The 16,812-nt window shown below is 64.7% G+C and carries 15 protein-coding genes; 12 read left to right on the top strand and 3 right to left on the bottom strand.

Annotated elements, in window-relative coordinates:
• The first annotated feature begins 61 nt into the window (after positions 1–61).
• Positions 62–691 (top strand): 16S rRNA (guanine(966)-N(2))-methyltransferase RsmD, encoded by a 630-nt coding sequence (rsmD, locus tag F8G81_RS14810; protein WP_267275461.1) that lies wholly within the window; start codon positions 62–64, stop codon positions 689–691.
• 26 nt (positions 692–717) lie between these two features.
• On the opposite strand, the gene F8G81_RS14805 is transcribed toward rsmD, so the two are convergent.
• Positions 718–1,500 (bottom strand): spermidine synthase, encoded by a 783-nt coding sequence (locus F8G81_RS14805; RefSeq protein WP_267275460.1) that lies wholly within the window; start codon positions 1,498–1,500, stop codon positions 718–720.
• 11 nt (positions 1,501–1,511) lie between these two features.
• The gene (locus F8G81_RS14800) at positions 1,512–2,741 is read right to left on the bottom strand and encodes an aminotransferase class I/II-fold pyridoxal phosphate-dependent enzyme (RefSeq protein ID WP_267275459.1); all 1,230 of its coding nucleotides are present in this window, start codon (positions 2,739–2,741) and stop codon (positions 1,512–1,514) included.
• A 43-nt stretch (positions 2,742–2,784) separates the two neighbouring features.
• On the opposite strand from F8G81_RS14800, the gene coaD reads away from it, so the two are divergent.
• From coaD to ftsY, 9 genes are all read left to right on the top strand, one after another.
• Entirely contained in the window at positions 2,785–3,285 is a 501-nt protein-coding gene (coaD, locus tag F8G81_RS14795; RefSeq protein ID WP_267275458.1) for a pantetheine-phosphate adenylyltransferase, read from the top strand.
• A gap of 124 nt (positions 3,286–3,409) precedes the next feature.
• Positions 3,410–3,934 carry a YceD family protein gene (locus F8G81_RS14790; RefSeq protein ID WP_267275457.1) on the top strand — a complete coding sequence of 175 codons (525 nt, stop codon included), beginning with the start codon at positions 3,410–3,412 and terminating at the stop codon, positions 3,932–3,934.
• A 36-nt stretch (positions 3,935–3,970) separates the two neighbouring features.
• Positions 3,971–4,174, top strand: a complete 204-nt coding sequence (rpmF, locus tag F8G81_RS14785; protein WP_003806041.1) for a 50S ribosomal protein L32 — start codon at positions 3,971–3,973, stop codon at positions 4,172–4,174.
• 21 nt (positions 4,175–4,195) lie between these two features.
• The gene (rnc, locus tag F8G81_RS14780; RefSeq protein WP_267275456.1) at positions 4,196–4,924 is read left to right on the top strand and encodes a ribonuclease III; all 729 of its coding nucleotides are present in this window, start codon (positions 4,196–4,198) and stop codon (positions 4,922–4,924) included.
• A gap of 8 nt (positions 4,925–4,932) precedes the next feature.
• On the top strand, positions 4,933–5,922 hold the full coding sequence (gene mutM / locus F8G81_RS14775; protein ID WP_267275455.1) for a bifunctional DNA-formamidopyrimidine glycosylase/DNA-(apurinic or apyrimidinic site) lyase: 990 nt from the start codon (positions 4,933–4,935) through the stop codon (positions 5,920–5,922).
• 153 nt (positions 5,923–6,075) lie between these two features.
• Positions 6,076–7,401, top strand: coding sequence for an MFS transporter (locus F8G81_RS14770; protein ID WP_267275454.1), 1,326 nt, complete (start codon positions 6,076–6,078; stop codon positions 7,399–7,401).
• Positions 7,398–8,498, top strand: coding sequence for a hypothetical protein (locus F8G81_RS14765; protein WP_323809193.1), 1,101 nt, complete (start codon positions 7,398–7,400; stop codon positions 8,496–8,498). The genes F8G81_RS14770 and F8G81_RS14765 overlap by 4 nt, the downstream gene beginning before the upstream one ends.
• Before the next feature lie 138 nt (positions 8,499–8,636).
• A complete protein-coding gene (gene smc, locus F8G81_RS14760) occupies positions 8,637–12,287 on the top strand; it encodes a chromosome segregation protein SMC (RefSeq protein ID WP_267275453.1) in 3,651 nt (1,216 codons plus the stop codon).
• A gap of 91 nt (positions 12,288–12,378) precedes the next feature.
• A complete protein-coding gene (gene ftsY, locus F8G81_RS14755; RefSeq protein ID WP_267275452.1) occupies positions 12,379–13,587 on the top strand; it encodes a signal recognition particle-docking protein FtsY in 1,209 nt (402 codons plus the stop codon).
• Between the two features lies 1 nt (position 13,588).
• Here ftsY and F8G81_RS14750 read toward each other — a convergent pair whose 3' ends face one another.
• Complete coding sequence (locus F8G81_RS14750) at positions 13,589–14,827, bottom strand: MFS transporter (protein ID WP_267275451.1); 1,239 nt, start codon at positions 14,825–14,827, stop codon at positions 13,589–13,591.
• 225 nt (positions 14,828–15,052) lie between these two features.
• Between F8G81_RS14750 and F8G81_RS14745 the strand changes: the two genes are divergently transcribed.
• Together F8G81_RS14745 and F8G81_RS14740 are read left to right on the top strand one after the other, a co-directional pair.
• Positions 15,053–16,417 (top strand): ammonium transporter, encoded by a 1,365-nt coding sequence (locus F8G81_RS14745; RefSeq protein ID WP_267275450.1) that lies wholly within the window; start codon positions 15,053–15,055, stop codon positions 16,415–16,417.
• A complete protein-coding gene (locus tag F8G81_RS14740) occupies positions 16,414–16,752 on the top strand; it encodes a P-II family nitrogen regulator (protein WP_267275449.1) in 339 nt (112 codons plus the stop codon). Before F8G81_RS14745 ends, F8G81_RS14740 begins: the two co-directional genes overlap by 4 nt.
• Positions 16,753–16,812: the final 60 nt, after the last annotated feature.

Genomic DNA, 16,812 nt, shown 5'->3' with positions numbered 1-16,812 from the left:
CAGCCCCGCAGGGAACAGCCGGAACAGCCGGGAGGCCTGACTGGAATGCCGGGGCAAAGCCATGAGCCGGATCATCGCAGGAGCGGCCGGCGGAACACCGCTGGTGAATGTTCCTGGTTCGCTCACACGTCCCACCACGGACCGCGTGAAGGAGGCGCTGTTTTCCCGGCTTGACGCTTTCGGCATTATTGCCGGTTCCCGTGTCCTGGACCTTTACGCGGGGTCCGGGTCACTCGGTGTGGAAAGCGGCAGCAGGGGCGCCGGCGCGGTTGACCTGGTGGAGTTCGATGCCAAGGCCAGCTCCGTCTGCCAGCGCAATGCTGACCTGATCAACGGTGTGCTCGGGCGCAAGGCTGTGACGGTACACCGGTCCAAGGTCGAGTCCTTCCTGGAACGCACCGCACCTGACATCCGTTGGGACCTGGTGTTCCTGGACCCCCCTTACCCGTTGGATGAAGCTGCCCTCTCAGCGGTCCTTGACAAGGTTTCCCTCCATTTGGCGCCCTCAGCCGTGGTGGTGGTGGAACGTTCCTCCCGTTCGCCGGAACCTGGCTGGCCGGACGCCATGGAACGTTTTGCCGAGAAGAAGTATGGGGAGACCAGGCTTTGGTATGCCGAGCCCTCGGTGCCAGACGTTATTGAGCTGGACGAGCCCTTTGACGAGCTGAGGTCAGCCGACGGGGAAGGCTGAAGCCGGAGCGCCGGACGTACGGCACCTCAGCCGGCTAAAACGTCCAGGTCCACTCCGGCCAGCACCCGTGCCGGGTGGGGCCCGCGGGCTGCCAGTTCGGAGCTCCATTCGCCGGGCCAGGAGTCCTGGGTTCCGGCAAGGATGATGTTGCCGGGGTGGCGTCCGGCAAACATGCCGGCTTCAGCGAAGGCAGCAACGTCGTCCATGGCGCGCCGCATTGCGGCCACTTGGCTCCGCACCAGGGTGAGTCCCGGTTCGTCGCCTACGTTCACGATGAGCAGTCCGTGCGGAGCAAGCCGCGCGCGGGCCTCCCGGTAAAACTCGGTGCAGGCGATATGTTCCGGAGCCTCCGGCCCAGAGAAGATGTCCAGGATGACGACGTCGAAGAGCAGTCCCGGCTCCAGTTCCGCCAGGGCATCCCGGGCATCGCCGATGACGGTGTGCAGGACCGTTTCTTCCGGCAGGGGGAGTTGCTGCAGGACAAAATCCAGCAGTTCCCGCTCAAGCTCAACCGCATACTGGACCGATCCGGGCCGGGTGGCCTGGATGTAGCGGGCCAGGGTCAGTGCGCCCGCCCCGAGGTGGAGGGCGGTGATCGGCTTCCCCACCGGAGCTGCCAAGTCCACAAGATGGCCGATCCGGCGCAGGTATTCGTAGAAGATTTCTTCGGGGTGGGCAAGGTTCACGTGGGACTGCTCTGCGCCGCCGATGCTCAGGATGTACGCACCCTCCACCAGGGCATCAGGCTCAATCGTGGCGTGCTGGCCTGTAGTCCGCAGGAACCGCGTGGACCGCCTGGACCGTCCCAAGGTGTCCGCCGTCACAGTTTTCCGCTAAGGGTAGCCAGCCGGGCGGCTGCCTCCTCAAGCACCTCAATTTTTTTGCAGAAGGCGAACCTCAGCAGGCTGCGCGTACGTTCAGCTCCCTGCGGGTGGCAGAACACTGGCAAGGGGATGGCGGCCACTCCCACCAGCGACGGCAGCCTGCGGGCCAGGTCAACGGAATCATGGATGCCCAGGGGTGCTGTGTCCACGTTGACGAAGTACGTCCCTTGCGGTGTATACACGTCGAAACCGGCGGCGCGAAGGCCTTCGCTGAGGATGTCGCGCTTGTGCCGGAGCGTGGTCCAGATGCCGTGGTAAAAATCGTCCGGCAGAGCCAGGCCGGTGGCGATCGCAGCCTGGAACGGCGTCCCGGAGCTGTAAGTGAGGAATTGCTTCACGGTGCGGATCGCCGAGACGAGCTCTTCAGGGCCGCTGAGCCAGCCGATCTTCCATCCGGTGAAGGAGAAGGTTTTCCCTGCCGAGGAGATGCTGACCGTCCGGTCCGCAGCGCCGGGCAGGCTTGCCACGGGTATGTGGCTGACGCCGAAGGTCAGATGCTCATACACTTCATCGGTGATGATGAGGCAGTCATGCTTCCGGGCAAGGTCGACGACCCGCTGCAGGACCTCGCGCGGGAACACCGCGCCGGTAGGGTTGTGCGGGTTGTTCAGCAGGACCACCTTGGTGCGGTCGCTGAAGGCGGCCTCCAGAGCGGCCATGTCGGGGAAGAACTCGGGGGCCAACAGGGGCACCGTGACATGCGTCGCGCCTGTGAGCCCGATGACGGCACCATATGAATCGTAAAAGGGCTCGAATGTCAGTACTTCGTCGCCGGGCCCGGCAAAGGCCAGCAGGGACGCCGCGATGCCTTCGGTGGCGCCGGTGGTGATGATGACCTCGGACTGCGGGTCCGGGGACAGCCCGTAGAAACGCTGCTGATGCGCGGACACTGCTTCCCGAAGTTCCAGGAGGCCCTTGCCCGGGGCATACTGGTTGGCGCCGGAGGCAACGGCAGCCTGGACTGCCGCCTTGATTTCGGCAGGACCGTCCTCGTCCGGAAAGCCCTGGCCCAGGTTGATGGCGCCTGTCTGCACAGCCAGCGTGGTCATCTCTTCAAAAATGGTGACACCCAGTCCGCCGTCCGGCCCCAGCAGGTTGGCGCCCACGGCGGCACGCCACCAGGGTGCCATGGCCGTCGCAGTGAAAAGTTCCCTTGGTGCGTGCATCCAGTCATGGTATCCCGGCGTCCGGATACGGTAGGTTCGGAGCATGAGACGTGCTGTCTGCCCCGGATCCTTTGACCCCATCCACAACGGCCATCTCGAGGTTATTGCGCGTGCCGCAGGCCTTTTTGATGAAGTCATCGTTGCCGTGTCCACCAATATTGCGAAGAAATACAGGTTCAGCCTGGAGGACCGGATCGACATGGCCCGCGAAACCCTGGCGTCGTTGAAGGGCATCGTGGTGGAGCCTGTAGGGGAGGGGCTCCTGGCGGAATACTGCCGGCAGCGCGGTGTGTCCGCCATCGTCAAGGGACTGCGGTCATCATCGGATTTCGACTATGAGCTTCCCATGGCCACCATGAACCGCCAGTTAAGTGGGGTGGAAACCGTCTTCCTGCCTGCCGAATCCCACTACCTGCATCTGTCATCAACGCTGATCAAGGAAGTGGCCGGACTGGGCGGCAGTGTGTCCGATTACGTGCCGCGTTCCGTGCAAAAAAGGCTGCTGGGTGGCGAGTCGGCGCCCGATCAGCGGGCGAGAGGGTAGGCTAGTCCGGTACTTCGGCGCGTATCGGTGGCCTGGTTTGAGTCCTTGCGGTTCTTCAGGCTAAGATAATACGTCGGTCATATGTTCAACAGGAGTTCTCATTAAACGAGATGCTAGTTCGCCCTTGGCGTTCGACGTCAAGGACCTTGGGCGCAGCCCGGGAAGTATGCGGACATTGACGGAACATGTACCCGCACCAAGTGACCTTGGTGTGGCACTCATTGGCGTGCAGGAAGGCTCGGACATCGGGCTGGATCTGCGGCTTGAGGCCGTACACGAAGGAATTCTGGTATCAGGAACCGCGATTGCCCATGTAACTGGGGAATGCGGACGATGCCTGGATCCCCTTGCGTATGACCTTGAGGTCAATGTGCAAGAACTTTTCTTCTACGAAGGCGTCCTGCTTTCGGATGAAGAAGATGATGAAGAGCAACGTCGAGTCGAGCACGATGTAATCGATCTTGAACCGGTGTTGCGGGACGCAGTCATAACCATGCTGCCGTTCCAGCCGGTGTGCCGGGAAGACTGCCAGGGCCTTTGCTCCGAATGTGGAGTTCGCCTGGAAGACGAGCCGGGGCACCACCACGAGGTCTTGGATCCTCGCTGGGCTGCCCTAGCTGATATGGCTAAGCCTGACCGGCAAAATTGATTTGTACGTGTTTGTCTAGAGAGAAATGAGTTAGCCGTGGCTGTTCCCAAGCGGAAAATGTCTCGCTCGAATACCCGCGCCCGCCGCTCCCAGTGGAAGGCAACTGCCCCCCACCTGGTGAAGACCATTGAGAACGGCCAGGTTACTTACAGCCTGCCGCACCAGGCAAAGGTCGTTACCGACTCGGCTGGCACTGCGCTGTTCCTTGAGTACAAGGGCCGCAAGGTCGCGGACGTCTAATCGGCCATTCAGGCTGACATGATGTCTTCAACTGAAGAGCTTCTGAAGCGTCTCGGTGTCTCCATTGACGCCGGGACGCTTCGTCTTGCGCTCACACACCGTTCCTACGCCTACGAAAACGGCGGCATCCCCACCAACGAGCGGCTCGAATTCCTGGGCGACTCCATCCTGGGGTTCTCGGTCACGGATGCCCTGTACCGGGATAATCCAACGCTGCCCGAAGGTGACTTGGCCAAGCGCCGGTCCGCTGTGGTCAGCACCCGAGCCCTGGCCGGCATCGGCCGCAGCCTTGGCATCGGCGACTACATCTACCTCGGACAGGGCGAAAAGCTCACTGAAGGCAAGAACAAGGCCTCGATCCTGGCGGACACCATGGAGGCGCTCATCGGCGCCACCTATGTGTCCAATGACATCGAAACCGCCCGCCAGCTGGTGATGCGCCTGATCGGCCCGCTCCTGAAGGATGCCGGCGCCCTTGGCGCCGGGACGGACTGGAAGACCAGCATCCAGGAGCTGGCAGCCAGCCGGCAGCTTGGCAGCATCCACTATGGAGTGGAGGGATCCGGGCCGGACCACGCCCGCACCTTCACCGCTGTGCTGTCCATCGGCGGCACGGCGTACGGCCGGGGATCCGGCCATTCCAAGAAGGAAGCCGAACAGGTGGCCGCCGCCGACGCATGGCAGGTCCTCACCGGGGCTCCCGGTGCCGTGGTTTCAGGCGATTCCGCCGACTCCGCCGCCAGCGTCTAGGCGCCGCAGTGCCCGAACTGCCGGAGGTGGAAGTTGTCCGCCGCGGACTGGTCAACTGGGTCAGCGGCCGGACCATCACCGCAGTGGACGTTGTGGACCAGCGGTCAATCCGGCGGCACGCCCTCGGCCCGGAAGACTTTGCCGGCAACCTGGCGGGGGCCACTGTCCTGGACGTGGTGCGGCGTGGGAAATTCCTGTGGATGCCTCTGCTCGACGCCGAATCGGTTCCCGCCGCTGCGGCGTCCCCGCATGCGGATACCGCATCCTCCGGCCAGCCTCCCGCCGTCGCCCTGATGGCACACCTTGGCATGAGCGGCCAGCTGCTGATGCAGGACAGCACGGTGCCTGACGAGAAGCACCTCAAGGTCAGGCTGCATCTCAGCCCGCGGGATGGCATGCCCAACCAGCTCCGGTTCGTGGACCAGCGCATTTTTGGCGGCCTGTTCGTCACGTCCATGATTCCCACGGACGACGGCGGCCCCGGAGGCCTCGCCGAATCCCCCCTTCCGCTGATTGCGGAGGAAGCCGCCCACATTGCCCGGGACCCGCTGGATCCGGCGTTCTCCTTCGACCTGTTCTACCGCAGGCTCAGGAAGCGGAAGACCGGCCTCAAACGTGCCCTGCTGGATCAGGGGCTGGTGTCAGGAATTGGGAACATCTACGCCGATGAAGCGCTGTGGCGGGCAAAACTCCACTATGCCCGGCCCACTGACACCCTGCGGCGGGCCGAGGTGGAACGAGTTCTCGCTGCCGCCAGGGAGGTCATGCTGGACGCCCTGGCCGCGGGCGGGACGAGCTTCGATTCCCTGTACGTCAACGTCAACGGCGCGTCGGGATACTTCGAACGTTCGCTGAATGCCTACGGCAGGGAAGGGCAGCCATGTTCCCGCTGTGCCGCCAGAGGAATCACGTCGGCCATCCGCCGCGAACAGTTCATGAACCGCTCCTCCTATACGTGTCCCGTGTGCCAGCCTCGCCCACGGAACGGCCGCTGGTAGGTCCTGCCCGCCGAACGGGGGCAAGTGTGCGGATTCTGCGGTTTCCCAATGTGGAATCCGCTGACAGACTGGGGCCATAACGCAGCGCCCTGCCGGATGGCAGTCGGTGCAGCCGTTAGTACGTCCAGTCCATCAGCAGGAACCAGGCAGCCCTTGTACATTTCGATGTCGGACCGCACCGGCGGCCAGAAGAACCGGCAGGACGGCGCGCCGCCCGCCGGACCGAACGCCATGTTCCGGCTGTCCCCGGTGATCATCTGGCTGGGCATCGTCAGCATGATGACCGACATTTCCTCCGAGTCTGTTTCAGCCATCCTGCCCCTCTACATCACCGGTTTCCTGGGGTTGTCCACCATCGCCTTTGGCATTATCGATGGCATCAACCAAGGTGCCAGCGCCATTGTCCGGATCGGGGCTGGGTGGGTATCGGACCGGACAGGGCATCCCAAACGTGTTGCCGTCGCTGGCTATGGACTGTCAATGGTTGCCCGGATCGGGTTCCTCTTCGCGGGCGGGTTCTGGGCGATCGCCGGGGTTGTCACGGGCGACAGGATCGGCAAGGGCATCAGGACGGCACCACGTGACGCCATGATCTCCGAAGCGGCACAACCGGACTACTTGGCACGGTCATTCGGCGTCCATCGAATGCTGGATAACATCGGTGCCGCCGCGGGGCCCCTGATAGCTTTCCTGGTGCTTCTGGCCATTCCCAACGGCTTCAGCACCGTTTTTGTCGTCTCCCTGGCCTTTTCAGTGATCGGCGTCGCCGTTCTGGTGCTGATGGTTCCCGGCCGGGAGCGGCGGGAACGACGCGCCCAAGCCAGCGCCGGCCGCCTGCCACAGTCTTTCCATGGGTCAGGACTCCACTGGCCAGGACTCCATTGGTCAGCGCTCCGGTGGTCACGCCTGAGGGAGCAGGGGCTGGCCCGGCTCCTGGTCACTGCTGGACTGCTGGGCATCCTGACAATCGGGGACGGCTTCATTTACCTGATCCTGCAGGACAGGGAGTCTTTCGCGGTGCAGTGGTTTCCACTCCTCTATGTGGGAACCAACGCAGCCTTCCTGCTGTTTGCCGTGCCGCTGGGAAGGCTGGCTGACCGCTGGGGACGCGTACCTGTGTTCCTGGCCGGCCATCTGGCCCTTCTGGCATGCTACCTGCTGGCGGCGGTGCCTTTCGGCGGCCTGGGCGCCACCGTGGGCTGCCTCATTCTGCTCGGTGTCTTTTATGCTGCGACGGACGGTGTCCTGGCCGCACTTGTCAGCCAGCTCTCTCCGCCCGAGAAGGTAGGCACAGCCCTGGGGGCGGCACAAACAGTGGTGGCGCTGAGCCGAATGGCAGCAGCAGCAGGATTCGGTGTGCTGTGGTTCGCCATCGGACCTGTGACCGCCGTGGTGTGCGTGGCTGTCCTGCTGGTGGCGGCCTTGGGCGCGGCTACGGTGCTGATGCGCGGGATAACCACGAGCGCAGCGGCATCATGAGCCGCAGCGCAGCGCCGCCCCAGGCAAAAGTGGCCATACCGGCTGAGCCCGCACTGGCCCCTGCAGGTATGGGGCGGAGCAGGCGGCGGCAATGGCTGGTTCTGCTGGCCGTGGTGCTGCTGACAGTTGGCGGTGCCGGTGTCTACGCCATATCGGCAATCCAGGAAGCCAGGACCAGCCAGGAAGCGGCGCCGGCGGTGGAAGTGGCAGCCGCCGACGGTCTCCCGGCCGAGCCGTTTGTGATGTTCCGCAACACCGCTGCGGGCCAGGGCTACGGCCAGGCCGCAACTGTCCTGCTGACAGACCCGTCCGGCCGCCGGGCCCTAAGTGGACACAGCTGCGACAGGGTGTACGCCGCCCGGGAGCTGGTGAGCTGCTTGCGCATCAAGAACGAAGTGCCCACAAACTTTGAGGCCGCCACGTACGACGCCGCGTTGGAACCCATGGAATCCTGGGCACTGCCCGGTATCCCCAGCAGGACACGGATCAGCTCCGATGGCTCCCTGCTCGCTTCCACTGTTTTCGTCACCGGGCATTCCTATGCTTCGGCAGGTTTTTCAACCGAGACCGTGATCCGCGGGATGGATGGCGGCATTCTCCACGGAAACCTTGAAGATTTTGCGCTTCTTTCCGGGGGTACACAGATTAAGGCGTCGGACCGCAACATCTGGGGCGTCACTTTTGTCCCCGGGCAGCCGGACGCCTTCTATGCCACAGCTTCGTCACAGGGCAGGATCTGGCTGGTGCGGGGAAGCCTGAAGGACAGGACACTGACAGTAACCGGCGAAGGCATTGAATGTCCCTCTGTCTCGCCCGACGGTGCGCGGATCGCTTACAAAAAAAGCGAGACCGGAACCCTCTTGGGCCACCGCAACATAGCCATTCTGGACATTGCCACGGGCGCGGAAACGGTCCTGGCCGAACAGCGCGACATCGACGACCAGGTGGAATGGCTGGACGAAAATACGGTGGTCTACGGGGTCCCGCGTGATGGCACAGGCCAGGACAGCGACATCTGGTCCCTGGCCATCGAACCTGGAGGGCAGCCAGCAGTGTTCATCGAACACGCATGGTCGCCGGCCGTAGTCCGGCAGTAGACCTGTTCGGGTGCATGTGCAGGACGGGTACGCTGGTACGGCGGAAATACGCACCAGTTGCGCTGCAAATGGGCTGCAACACAGTAGATTTGGGGCAGCAGAGCAGCCTCTTCAGCCATTCAGGAGATCCGAAACACCTTGCACCTCAAAAGCCTGACTGTCCGGGGGTTCAAGTCGTTTGCGTCCGCCACGACCTTCGACTTTGAACCCGGCGTCACCGCTGTGGTGGGACCCAACGGCTCAGGGAAGTCCAATGTAGTGGACGCCCTGTCCTGGGTGATGGGGGAGCAGGGGGCAAAGACTCTCCGCGGCGGCAAGATGGAGGACGTCATTTTCGCCGGGACGTCCGGACGCCCGCCACTCGGACGGGCCCACGTCTCGCTGACCATCGACAACACCGACGGCGCGCTCCCCATCGAATACAGCGAGGTCACCATCTCGCGCACGCTCTTCCGGACCGGCGGCTCTGAGTACGCCATCAACGGGGCCGGCTGCCGGTTGCTGGACATCCAGGAACTGTTGTCCGATTCGGGGCTGGGCCGGGAGATGCACGTCATCGTTGGACAGGGCCAGCTGGACAAGGTGCTGCATGCCACTCCGGAGGACCGCCGCGGATTCATCGAGGAAGCCGCCGGCATCCTCAAGCACCGGCGGCGCAAGGAAAAGACGGTCCGGAAACTGGAGGCGATGCAGGCCAACCTGCAGCGGCTCAGCGATCTCACCGGAGAAATTCGGCGCCAGCTCACTCCGCTGGGAAAGCAGGCAGAGGTGGCCCGGCGCGCCCAACGGGTGCAGTTTGACGTGCGGGACGCCCGGGCCCGGCTCTTGGCTGATGACCTTGTCCAGCTGCAGGGTGCCCTTGACCAGGACGTGGCGGATGAGGCTGCGCTGAAGGCGCGGCGGGGCGTGGTGGAGCAGGAACTTGACTCAGGGCGCAGGCGGCAGGCCGTCCTGGAGCAGCTGGCGGCTGAGGCGACGCCGAGACTCAACGCTGCGCAGGACACCTGGTACCGGTTGTCTGCAGGCCGTGAACGGCTCCGATCCTTGGGTTCCCTGGCACAGGAGCGGAGCAGATTGCTCGGTTCCGTCAACTCCGAACCCTACTCGGGGCGGGACCCAGAGCAGCTGGAACGGCAGGCTGCCCAGGTGCGCGCGGAATTGGCGGAACTCGAACGGCACATCCTGGACAAACGCAGCGCCCTTGACACGGCGACGGCAGCAAAAGTGGAGGCGGAGCAGGCCGCCCTCGCCGAGGACAAGCGCCTCACCGCGGTCCTGCGGGCAGCTGCCGACCGCAGGGAAGGGCTCGCCCGGCTCGCAGGGCAGGTCGGTGCGGCAAGGTCACGGGTGGAATCGGCGCAGGCGGAGCTTGGCAGGTTGAGGGAGTCCCTTGCCGCCGGAACCGAGCGCCGCCGCCGGGCACAGGAGGAGTTCACAGCCCTGGAGAGCCAAGTGGCAGGGGTCGAGGAAGGCGAGGAAACCCTCGACGCCGACTACGAGGACGCCACTACCGAACTGGAATCTGTCCTCCAGGAGATTAAGGACGCCGCCTCCGCCATGGCTGAGGACGTCCGCGAACGTGATGCTTTGGTGGCACGCAGGGACGCCCTGCAGCTTGGGCTGAGCCGGAAGGATGGTGCGGAGCATGCGTTGAATTCCGGGCTGTCCGGTGTCGCCGGAACCCTTGCCTCACGGCTCAGCGTTGAGCCGGGATTCGAAACTGCCATTGCTGCCGCACTTGGCGAGGCCTCCGAGTCCATAGTGGTGAGGGACGCGGCGGCCGCCGTCGCCGTCGTTCAGCTCCTGAAAGACGACGACGCCGGACGCGCCTCGCTGCTGCTGGAATCGGCGCTGACGTCCCCAGGACAGGATGCAGCAGGACAGCATGCCGGAGGGCAGGATGCAGCAGGACGCCGTGGTGGGCAGAAGAACGGCGCGGAGAACGGACCATTGCCCCCTGGAGCCCAGTGGGCCCTTGACCTCGTCACAGCATCCGGGGAGGGCATCAGCGCCATTGCCTCCCTGCTTGCCGGCGTTGCCGTCGTCGAGGACCTGCAGGCGGCCGCAGCGCTGATTGCAGGCAGACCGGCACTGACGGCAGTCACCATGGCCGGTGATATTTTCACTGCCCTGAACGTCACTGGCGGTTCCGCGAAGGCGCCCTCACTGCTTGAGGTGCAGGCCGCCGTCGATGATGCCGAAACCCGGCTGGCTGACGTGACCGCCCGCATTGAACGGAACAGGTTCGCCCTGGCCGGTGCCGAGGCAAGGAAGGCCGCAGCGCAGGAGCGGACGGATGCCGCGCTGGACAGGCTGCACGAATCAGACGCCAGGCTCGCGGCGGTCGCGGAACGGCTGGGTCACCTGAATTCGGTCCTGCGCAGTGCCGTGGGCGAAAGTGACAGGCTGGCCGCGTCCCTGGCCAAGGCGGAGGCCAACGTGGGCACCGAGGAAGAGGCGCTCGCGGCCATCGCAGCGCGGCTCGCCGCCGCGCAGGAGGCTCCCCTCGAGGAAGAACCCTCCACCGGGCAGCGGGATGCCCTGGCTGCAGCTGCGGCCCTGGCCCGCTCGGCCGAGATGGAGGAAAGGCTGGCGCTGCGCAGCGCGGAGGAGCAGCTGACAGCCACCAGGAACCGGGCCGCCTCACTGGAACGCGCGGCTGCCACCGAACGCCGCGCCCGCGAGGAGGCAGCAGAGCGGGCACGCCGACGCCAGGTCCAGGCGCGGAAGGCAGCGGCTGTGTCAGCTGCTGTCGGGCGAAGCCTCCGGTTCATCGACGTGTCCCTGGAGCTGGCCAGGCATGAACGCGACCTGGCGGAAGAGAACCGGGAAGAGCGGGACCGCGGGCTTCTGGAAATACGGACAGCGAATGATGCCCTCGCCCGCGAACTCGCAGAGCTGACCGACTCCGTCCATCGCGATGAACTTGCCCGCGCCCAACAGCGGGCCCGGATCGAAGCCCTGGAAACCCGCGCCGTCGAGGAACTGGGCATCACCCCTGACATGTTGGTGGCCGACTACGGCCCGGACGTACCGGTGCCGGTTCCGGCGGAAGAAAACGCAGACAAGTGGGCGGCCCTCCGGGCGCCGGTTGACGAACGTGGCGCGCCCGTGGTCGAGGGCAAGCCCTTTGTCCGCGAGGAGCAGGAGAAGCGGCTCCGGAAGGCCGAGCGTGACCTCGCCAGCCTTGGCCGGGTGAACCCCCTGGCACTGGAAGAATTTGCCGCCCTTGAGGAGAGGCACCAGTTCCTTAGCACCCAGCTGGAGGACCTGAAGGCCAGCCGCAAGGACCTGCTGGACATCATCAGGGAAGTTGATGACCGCGTCCAACGCGTGTTCGCCGAGGCGTTCGAGGATACCCAGACGCAGTTCGTCCGGGTCTTCGCGAGGCTCTTCCCCGGCGGGGAGGGCCGCCTTGTGCTGACAGATCCGTCGGATATGCTCACCACCGGCATCGAGGTGGAGGCGCGGCCCGCCGGCAAGAAGATCAAGCGGCTTTCGCTGCTGTCCGGCGGGGAACGCTCCCTCACAGCCGTCGCCCTGCTGGTGGCCATTTTCAAGGCGAGGCCTTCGCCTTTCTACGTCATGGACGAGGTAGAGGCCGCTTTGGACGACACAAACCTTGGCCGGCTGATCACCATCTTCGAGGAACTCAGGGAATCAAGCCAGCTGATTGTCATCACCCACCAGAAGCGGACCATGGAAGTCGCTGACGCGCTGTACGGCGTCACCATGCGCGGAGACGGCGTCTCCACGGTCATTAGCCAGCGTTTGGGCGCGGACGTGTAGCTGCCTCTGGTGCTTGCAGCAGTACTTGCCGGCGTGCCAGCTCCGATGGAGGGCCGGAAAACGCCTGCTGCCTTTGTGAGAAGCTAGGGGAGTGAATGACATCCTCCCTATTATTCTGTCCATTGTTGCTGCCCTGGCGGTTCTTGGCGGGCTGATTCCTGTCCTGATGAAGACACGGAAGAACATCACCCAGTACCCGGGCACGCGCGACGCCAACGATCCCGCAGCCCAGCAGGGTGGCGGAACGCTGCTGGAGGACGCGCCGCCGGCGACTGCCGAGCGCAAGGCGCCTGCCGGCGTCGACATTGAGGACCTGGAGACAGCTGACGTACCGGATGATGCAGCGGGCCTGGAAACAATCCAGGTTGAAACCCCTCTTCCGGTGGCCGGCCGGCTTACCCGCCTGCGGGAGCGGCTGGTCCGCTCCAACAACATCCTGGGCAAGGGCCTCCTGGCCCTGCTGTCGAGCGACAAAATTGATGAAGACGTCTGGGACGAGGTGGAGGAGACGCTGCTGCTGGCGGATCTGGGAACCGAACCCACCATGCAGCTGGTGGACGCCCTGCGGGAGCGCGTGAAGGTGCTGGGCACCCGGACCCCCGAGCAGGTCAAGGCGCTGCTTCGGGAAGAGCTGATCAAGCTCGTGGACCCCACCATGGACCGCAGGCTGCACATCGACCGGCACGCCACGACGCCCGCCGTCATGATGGTGGTGGGTGTTAACGGCGTAGGCAAAACCACCACAGTAGGCAAGCTCGCGCGCGTCCTGGTGGCGGAGGACAAGGACGTCCTCCTGGGCGCGGCGGACACGTTCCGCGCCGCCGCCGCCGAACAGCTGGCAACGTGGGGCCAGCGCGTCGGGGTTCCAACGGTGAAGTCCGACGTCGACGGCGCCGATCCAGCCTCGGTCGCCTATGAGGCTGTTAAGGCAGGCATCGAGCAGGAAGTCGACGTGGTGATGATCGACACCGCCGGGCGCCTGCAGAACAAGGTGGGCCTGATGGACGAGCTTGGCAAGGTCAAGCGGGTCATCGAAAAGCTCGCCGAAGTGGACGAGGTGCTGCTCGTTCTGGACGCCACCACCGGCCAGAACGGACTGAACCAGGCGCGCGTGTTCTCCGAGGTGGTCAACATCACAGGCATTGTGCTGACCAAACTGGACGGCACTGCCAAGGGCGGAATCGTCGTCGCCATCCAGAACTCGCTGGGCGTGCCGGTGAAGCTGATTGGCCTGGGCGAGGGCGCCGATGACCTCGCTCCCTTCGAGGCGGAAAGCTTTGTGGACGCGCTGCTGAACTAGCTCAGCGCTTGGCCTTCAGGGTCTCCGGCGTGGCGGTCCACGCCGCAGCGGCCAGCACCAGGACGCCGCCGGTCACCCCGAACGCCCAGCCGTATCCCAGCCGGTCCGCGAGAAGGCCGGCCAGGACGGGCCCGGCAATAGCGCCGATATCGGAGGTCATCTGGTAGGCAGCAAGCACCCGCCCGCCGGAACGTTCGGAGCCGATGATGTCGGCCACGGCAGCCTGCTGCGCCGGACCCAGGATGCCGGCACCAATTCCGGCCACCGCCGAGGCCGCCAGGAAGTACGCCAGGTCCGATGTGAAGCCGATGGCCGCTGTGGAGATTCCGGTGACCAGCAGCCCTGAGACCATCATGGGGCGGCGGCCCAGGCTGTCAGCCAGGCGTCCGGAAAACGCCAGGGCCACCGCGTTGCCTGCCGCGAACACGGCCAGCGCCAAGCCGGCGGCTTCCGGGCCCGACCCCAGCGCCGCAACGGCAAACAGGGGAACCGTGGCCATCCGCACCCCGAATGTGGCCCAGCCGTTGGCGAAGCTGGAGACCAGCGACGATCGGTAGGCGCCCACCCGCAGGGCCTCGCCGAACCGCATCTCCGGGGCTCCTGTCCCGGAAGCCCGGGTACCTGCAGGCCGGTGGCTGAGCTGGGTCTGGACCACGGCAGCCGCCAGTACCAGGGCCGCCGCATATGCCAGGAAGGGCACGCGCAGGCCGAATCCTGCCAGCATTCCGCCAACGATTGGACCGCACACGTTGCCGATCAGGAAGGCGCTGGCATACGCCCCGGACACCCTGCCGCGGCTTTCCGCCGGGGCCAGCCGGACCACCAGTGCCATGGAAGCCACGGTAAACATCACCGAGCCCACGCCGCCGAGGCCACGGAAGACCAGCAGCTGCCAGTAGTCCTGGGCAAAGGCGCATGCCGCGGTTGAAGCCGCCACAATCAGCAGCCCGCCAACGTAGACCGGCCGTTCGCCCACCCGGCCGATCAGGGCCCCGCCGGCCGGCGCGAACACCAGGCGCATCATGGCAAAGATACTCACGATGACCGCCGCGGCGGTGGCCCCCACATCAAAGGTTGTGGCGAATTGCGGCAACACGGGTGCAACAAGTCCGAATCCAAGGGCAATGAGGAACGCTGCAACCAGCATCACCTTGATGTCGCGCGGAAGCTTTGGCCGCTGCGGGCGCAGGATGGCGAAAATCCGCGCTGTGGCGCCGCTCACACGGGCTGTGGCAGTCATGATGCAGGTGTCCTTGCAGTCGTGGTCAATGGGTGCCGGGGGAGCGCTGAAACATAACCGTAACAAGCCAGATATGCACCATTTACTTCCTAGAGGTTCTTGTAACAAGCCAGCAATCTAAATCCTCCGCACGCGAAACACGGCGCGGACAAACTCTTTACAGAACGCAAACGGCGTTGGCAGGCGGAGAATTCCGCAGTATCGATCATAGGGAGGACGTGCACCATGGAACTTACCGCAGGTCACGTATGGCTCATGGTGGCGGCGGCACTCGTGCTGTTCATGACACCGGGTCTGGCATTTTTCTACGGCGGCATGACGCGCGCCAAAGCGGCACTGAACATGATGATGATGAGCTTCATCTCCATCGGCATCGTGAGTGTTGTCTGGGTGCTCTGGGGTTACTCCATGACCGGCGGTGAAGGCTTCCTGCAGATGGTTGGGAACCCCTTCGCCAGCTTCGGCCTTGAGGGCGTCAACACGGCAGAGTCGCCGGAAGGCCTCATCCTTGTCGGCTACGGCGCAACCTTCGCCATCATCACTGTGGCCCTCATCAGCGGCGCCATTGCGGACCGCGCCAAGTTCGGCGCCTGGACCGTGTTCGTGCCGGTGTGGGTAACACTGGTCTACTGCCCGCTGGCCTACATGGTCTGGGGCGGCGGCCTCTTCGGTGCTGAAGGCGCCATCGGCCAGGCCCTTGGCCCGGCCATCGACTTCGCCGGCGGCACTGTTGTCCACATCAACGCCGGTGTGGCCGCGCTGATCCTCGTCCTGATCATTGGCAACCGTAAGGGCTTCGGCAAGGACCCGAACCACCGCCCCCACAACATCCCGTTTGTTATGCTCGGCGCGGCCATCCTCTGGTTCGGCTGGTTCGGCTTCAACGGCGGCCTGGCCGCTACCGCTGAGCAGGGCGGCCTGATCTGGGTCAACACCCTCGCAGCACCTGCCGCAGCCATGATCGGCTGGCTCATTACAGAACGAATCCGCGACGGACACCCCACATCCCTGGGTGCAGCATCAGGTGTTGTCGCTGGTTTGGTTGCCATCACCCCCGCCTGCGCAAACGTCAGCCCCCTGGGTGCCCTCGGCCTCGGCCTCATCGCCGGTGCAGCCTCTGCCCTTGCAGTCGGACTCAAGTTCCGCTGGGGCTTCGATGACTCCCTGGACGTTGTGGGTGTCCACCTTGTGTCCGGCATCATCGGCACCGTAGCCCTTGGCTTCATCGCCCTGCCCGAAGAGGGCGTCGGCGGCGGCCTCTTCTATGGCGGCGGCTTCACCCAGCTCTGGGCCCAGCTTGCGGCAGCGGGCATCGCCATCGCCTACTCCGCGATCCTGACAGCCCTGATCGCCTTCGCCATCCACAAGACCATGGGCTTCCGCGTTTCGCAGGAGCAGGAAGCGGTTGGCGTTGACCTCAGCCTGCACGCAGAGACCGCCTACGAGTTTGGTGTTGGCGGCCACGGCGGAAGCTTCCAACCGCTGCATGAACTGATCACCGGCAAGGCACATGACGCTGCACCATCTGAGGCAAAGTCAGGCGCCAAGAAGACGGAGCCGGCATCAGGCAAGGAAAGCGTGGGGGCATGAAACTGATTACAGCAATCGTCAGGCCGGAGAAGCTCGAAGCAATCCGGGAAGGCCTGGAAGCATACGGCGTCCAGGGACTGACGGTCAGCGCGGCCAGCGGCTACGGCAGGCAGCGCGGCTACACGGAGGTCTACCGTGGGGCAGAATACAACGTGGACCTCCTGCCCAAGATCCGGGTAGAAGTGCTGGCCACCGACGAGCAGGCCGATGACATCCTCGATGTGATCATCGCCAGCTCCAACACCGGCCGCGCCGGCGACGGCAAGGTCTGGACCGTAGATGTTTTCGAGGCAGTCAGGGTGCGCACCGGAGAACGCGGCACCGCCGCAATCTAGGCCGCCGCACACTAAACGCCACACAGCTCCACAGCAGGGCGGGCAGGAAACCTGGAAGGG

The organism is Arthrobacter sp. CDRTa11, assembly GCF_026427775.1.
Lineage (GTDB): Bacteria > Actinomycetota > Actinomycetes > Actinomycetales > Micrococcaceae > Arthrobacter.
Note: the sequence above shows the minus strand (reverse complement) of the source record. Positions and strands in the feature narration are given on the sequence as shown.

Bases quoted from the DNA above. Each gene is read 5' to 3' on its own strand.
- F8G81_RS14800 (WP_267275459.1), bottom strand. From the start codon at position 2,741: ATGCACGCACCAAGGGAACTTTTCACTGCGACGGCCATGGCACCCTGG.
- rnc (WP_267275456.1), top strand. From the start codon at position 4,196: ATGTCTTCAACTGAAGAGCTTCTGAAGCGTCTCGGTGTCTCCATTGAC.
- F8G81_RS14765 (WP_323809193.1), top strand. From the start codon at position 7,398: ATGAGCCGCAGCGCAGCGCCGCCCCAGGCAAAAGTGGCCATACCGGCT.
- F8G81_RS14745 (WP_267275450.1), top strand. From the start codon at position 15,053: ATGGAACTTACCGCAGGTCACGTATGGCTCATGGTGGCGGCGGCACTC.
- rsmD (WP_267275461.1), top strand. From the start codon at position 62: ATGAGCCGGATCATCGCAGGAGCGGCCGGCGGAACACCGCTGGTGAAT.
- F8G81_RS14740 (WP_267275449.1), top strand. From the start codon at position 16,414: ATGAAACTGATTACAGCAATCGTCAGGCCGGAGAAGCTCGAAGCAATC.
- coaD (WP_267275458.1), top strand. From the start codon at position 2,785: ATGAGACGTGCTGTCTGCCCCGGATCCTTTGACCCCATCCACAACGGC.
- F8G81_RS14750 (WP_267275451.1), bottom strand. From the start codon at position 14,827: ATGACTGCCACAGCCCGTGTGAGCGGCGCCACAGCGCGGATTTTCGCC.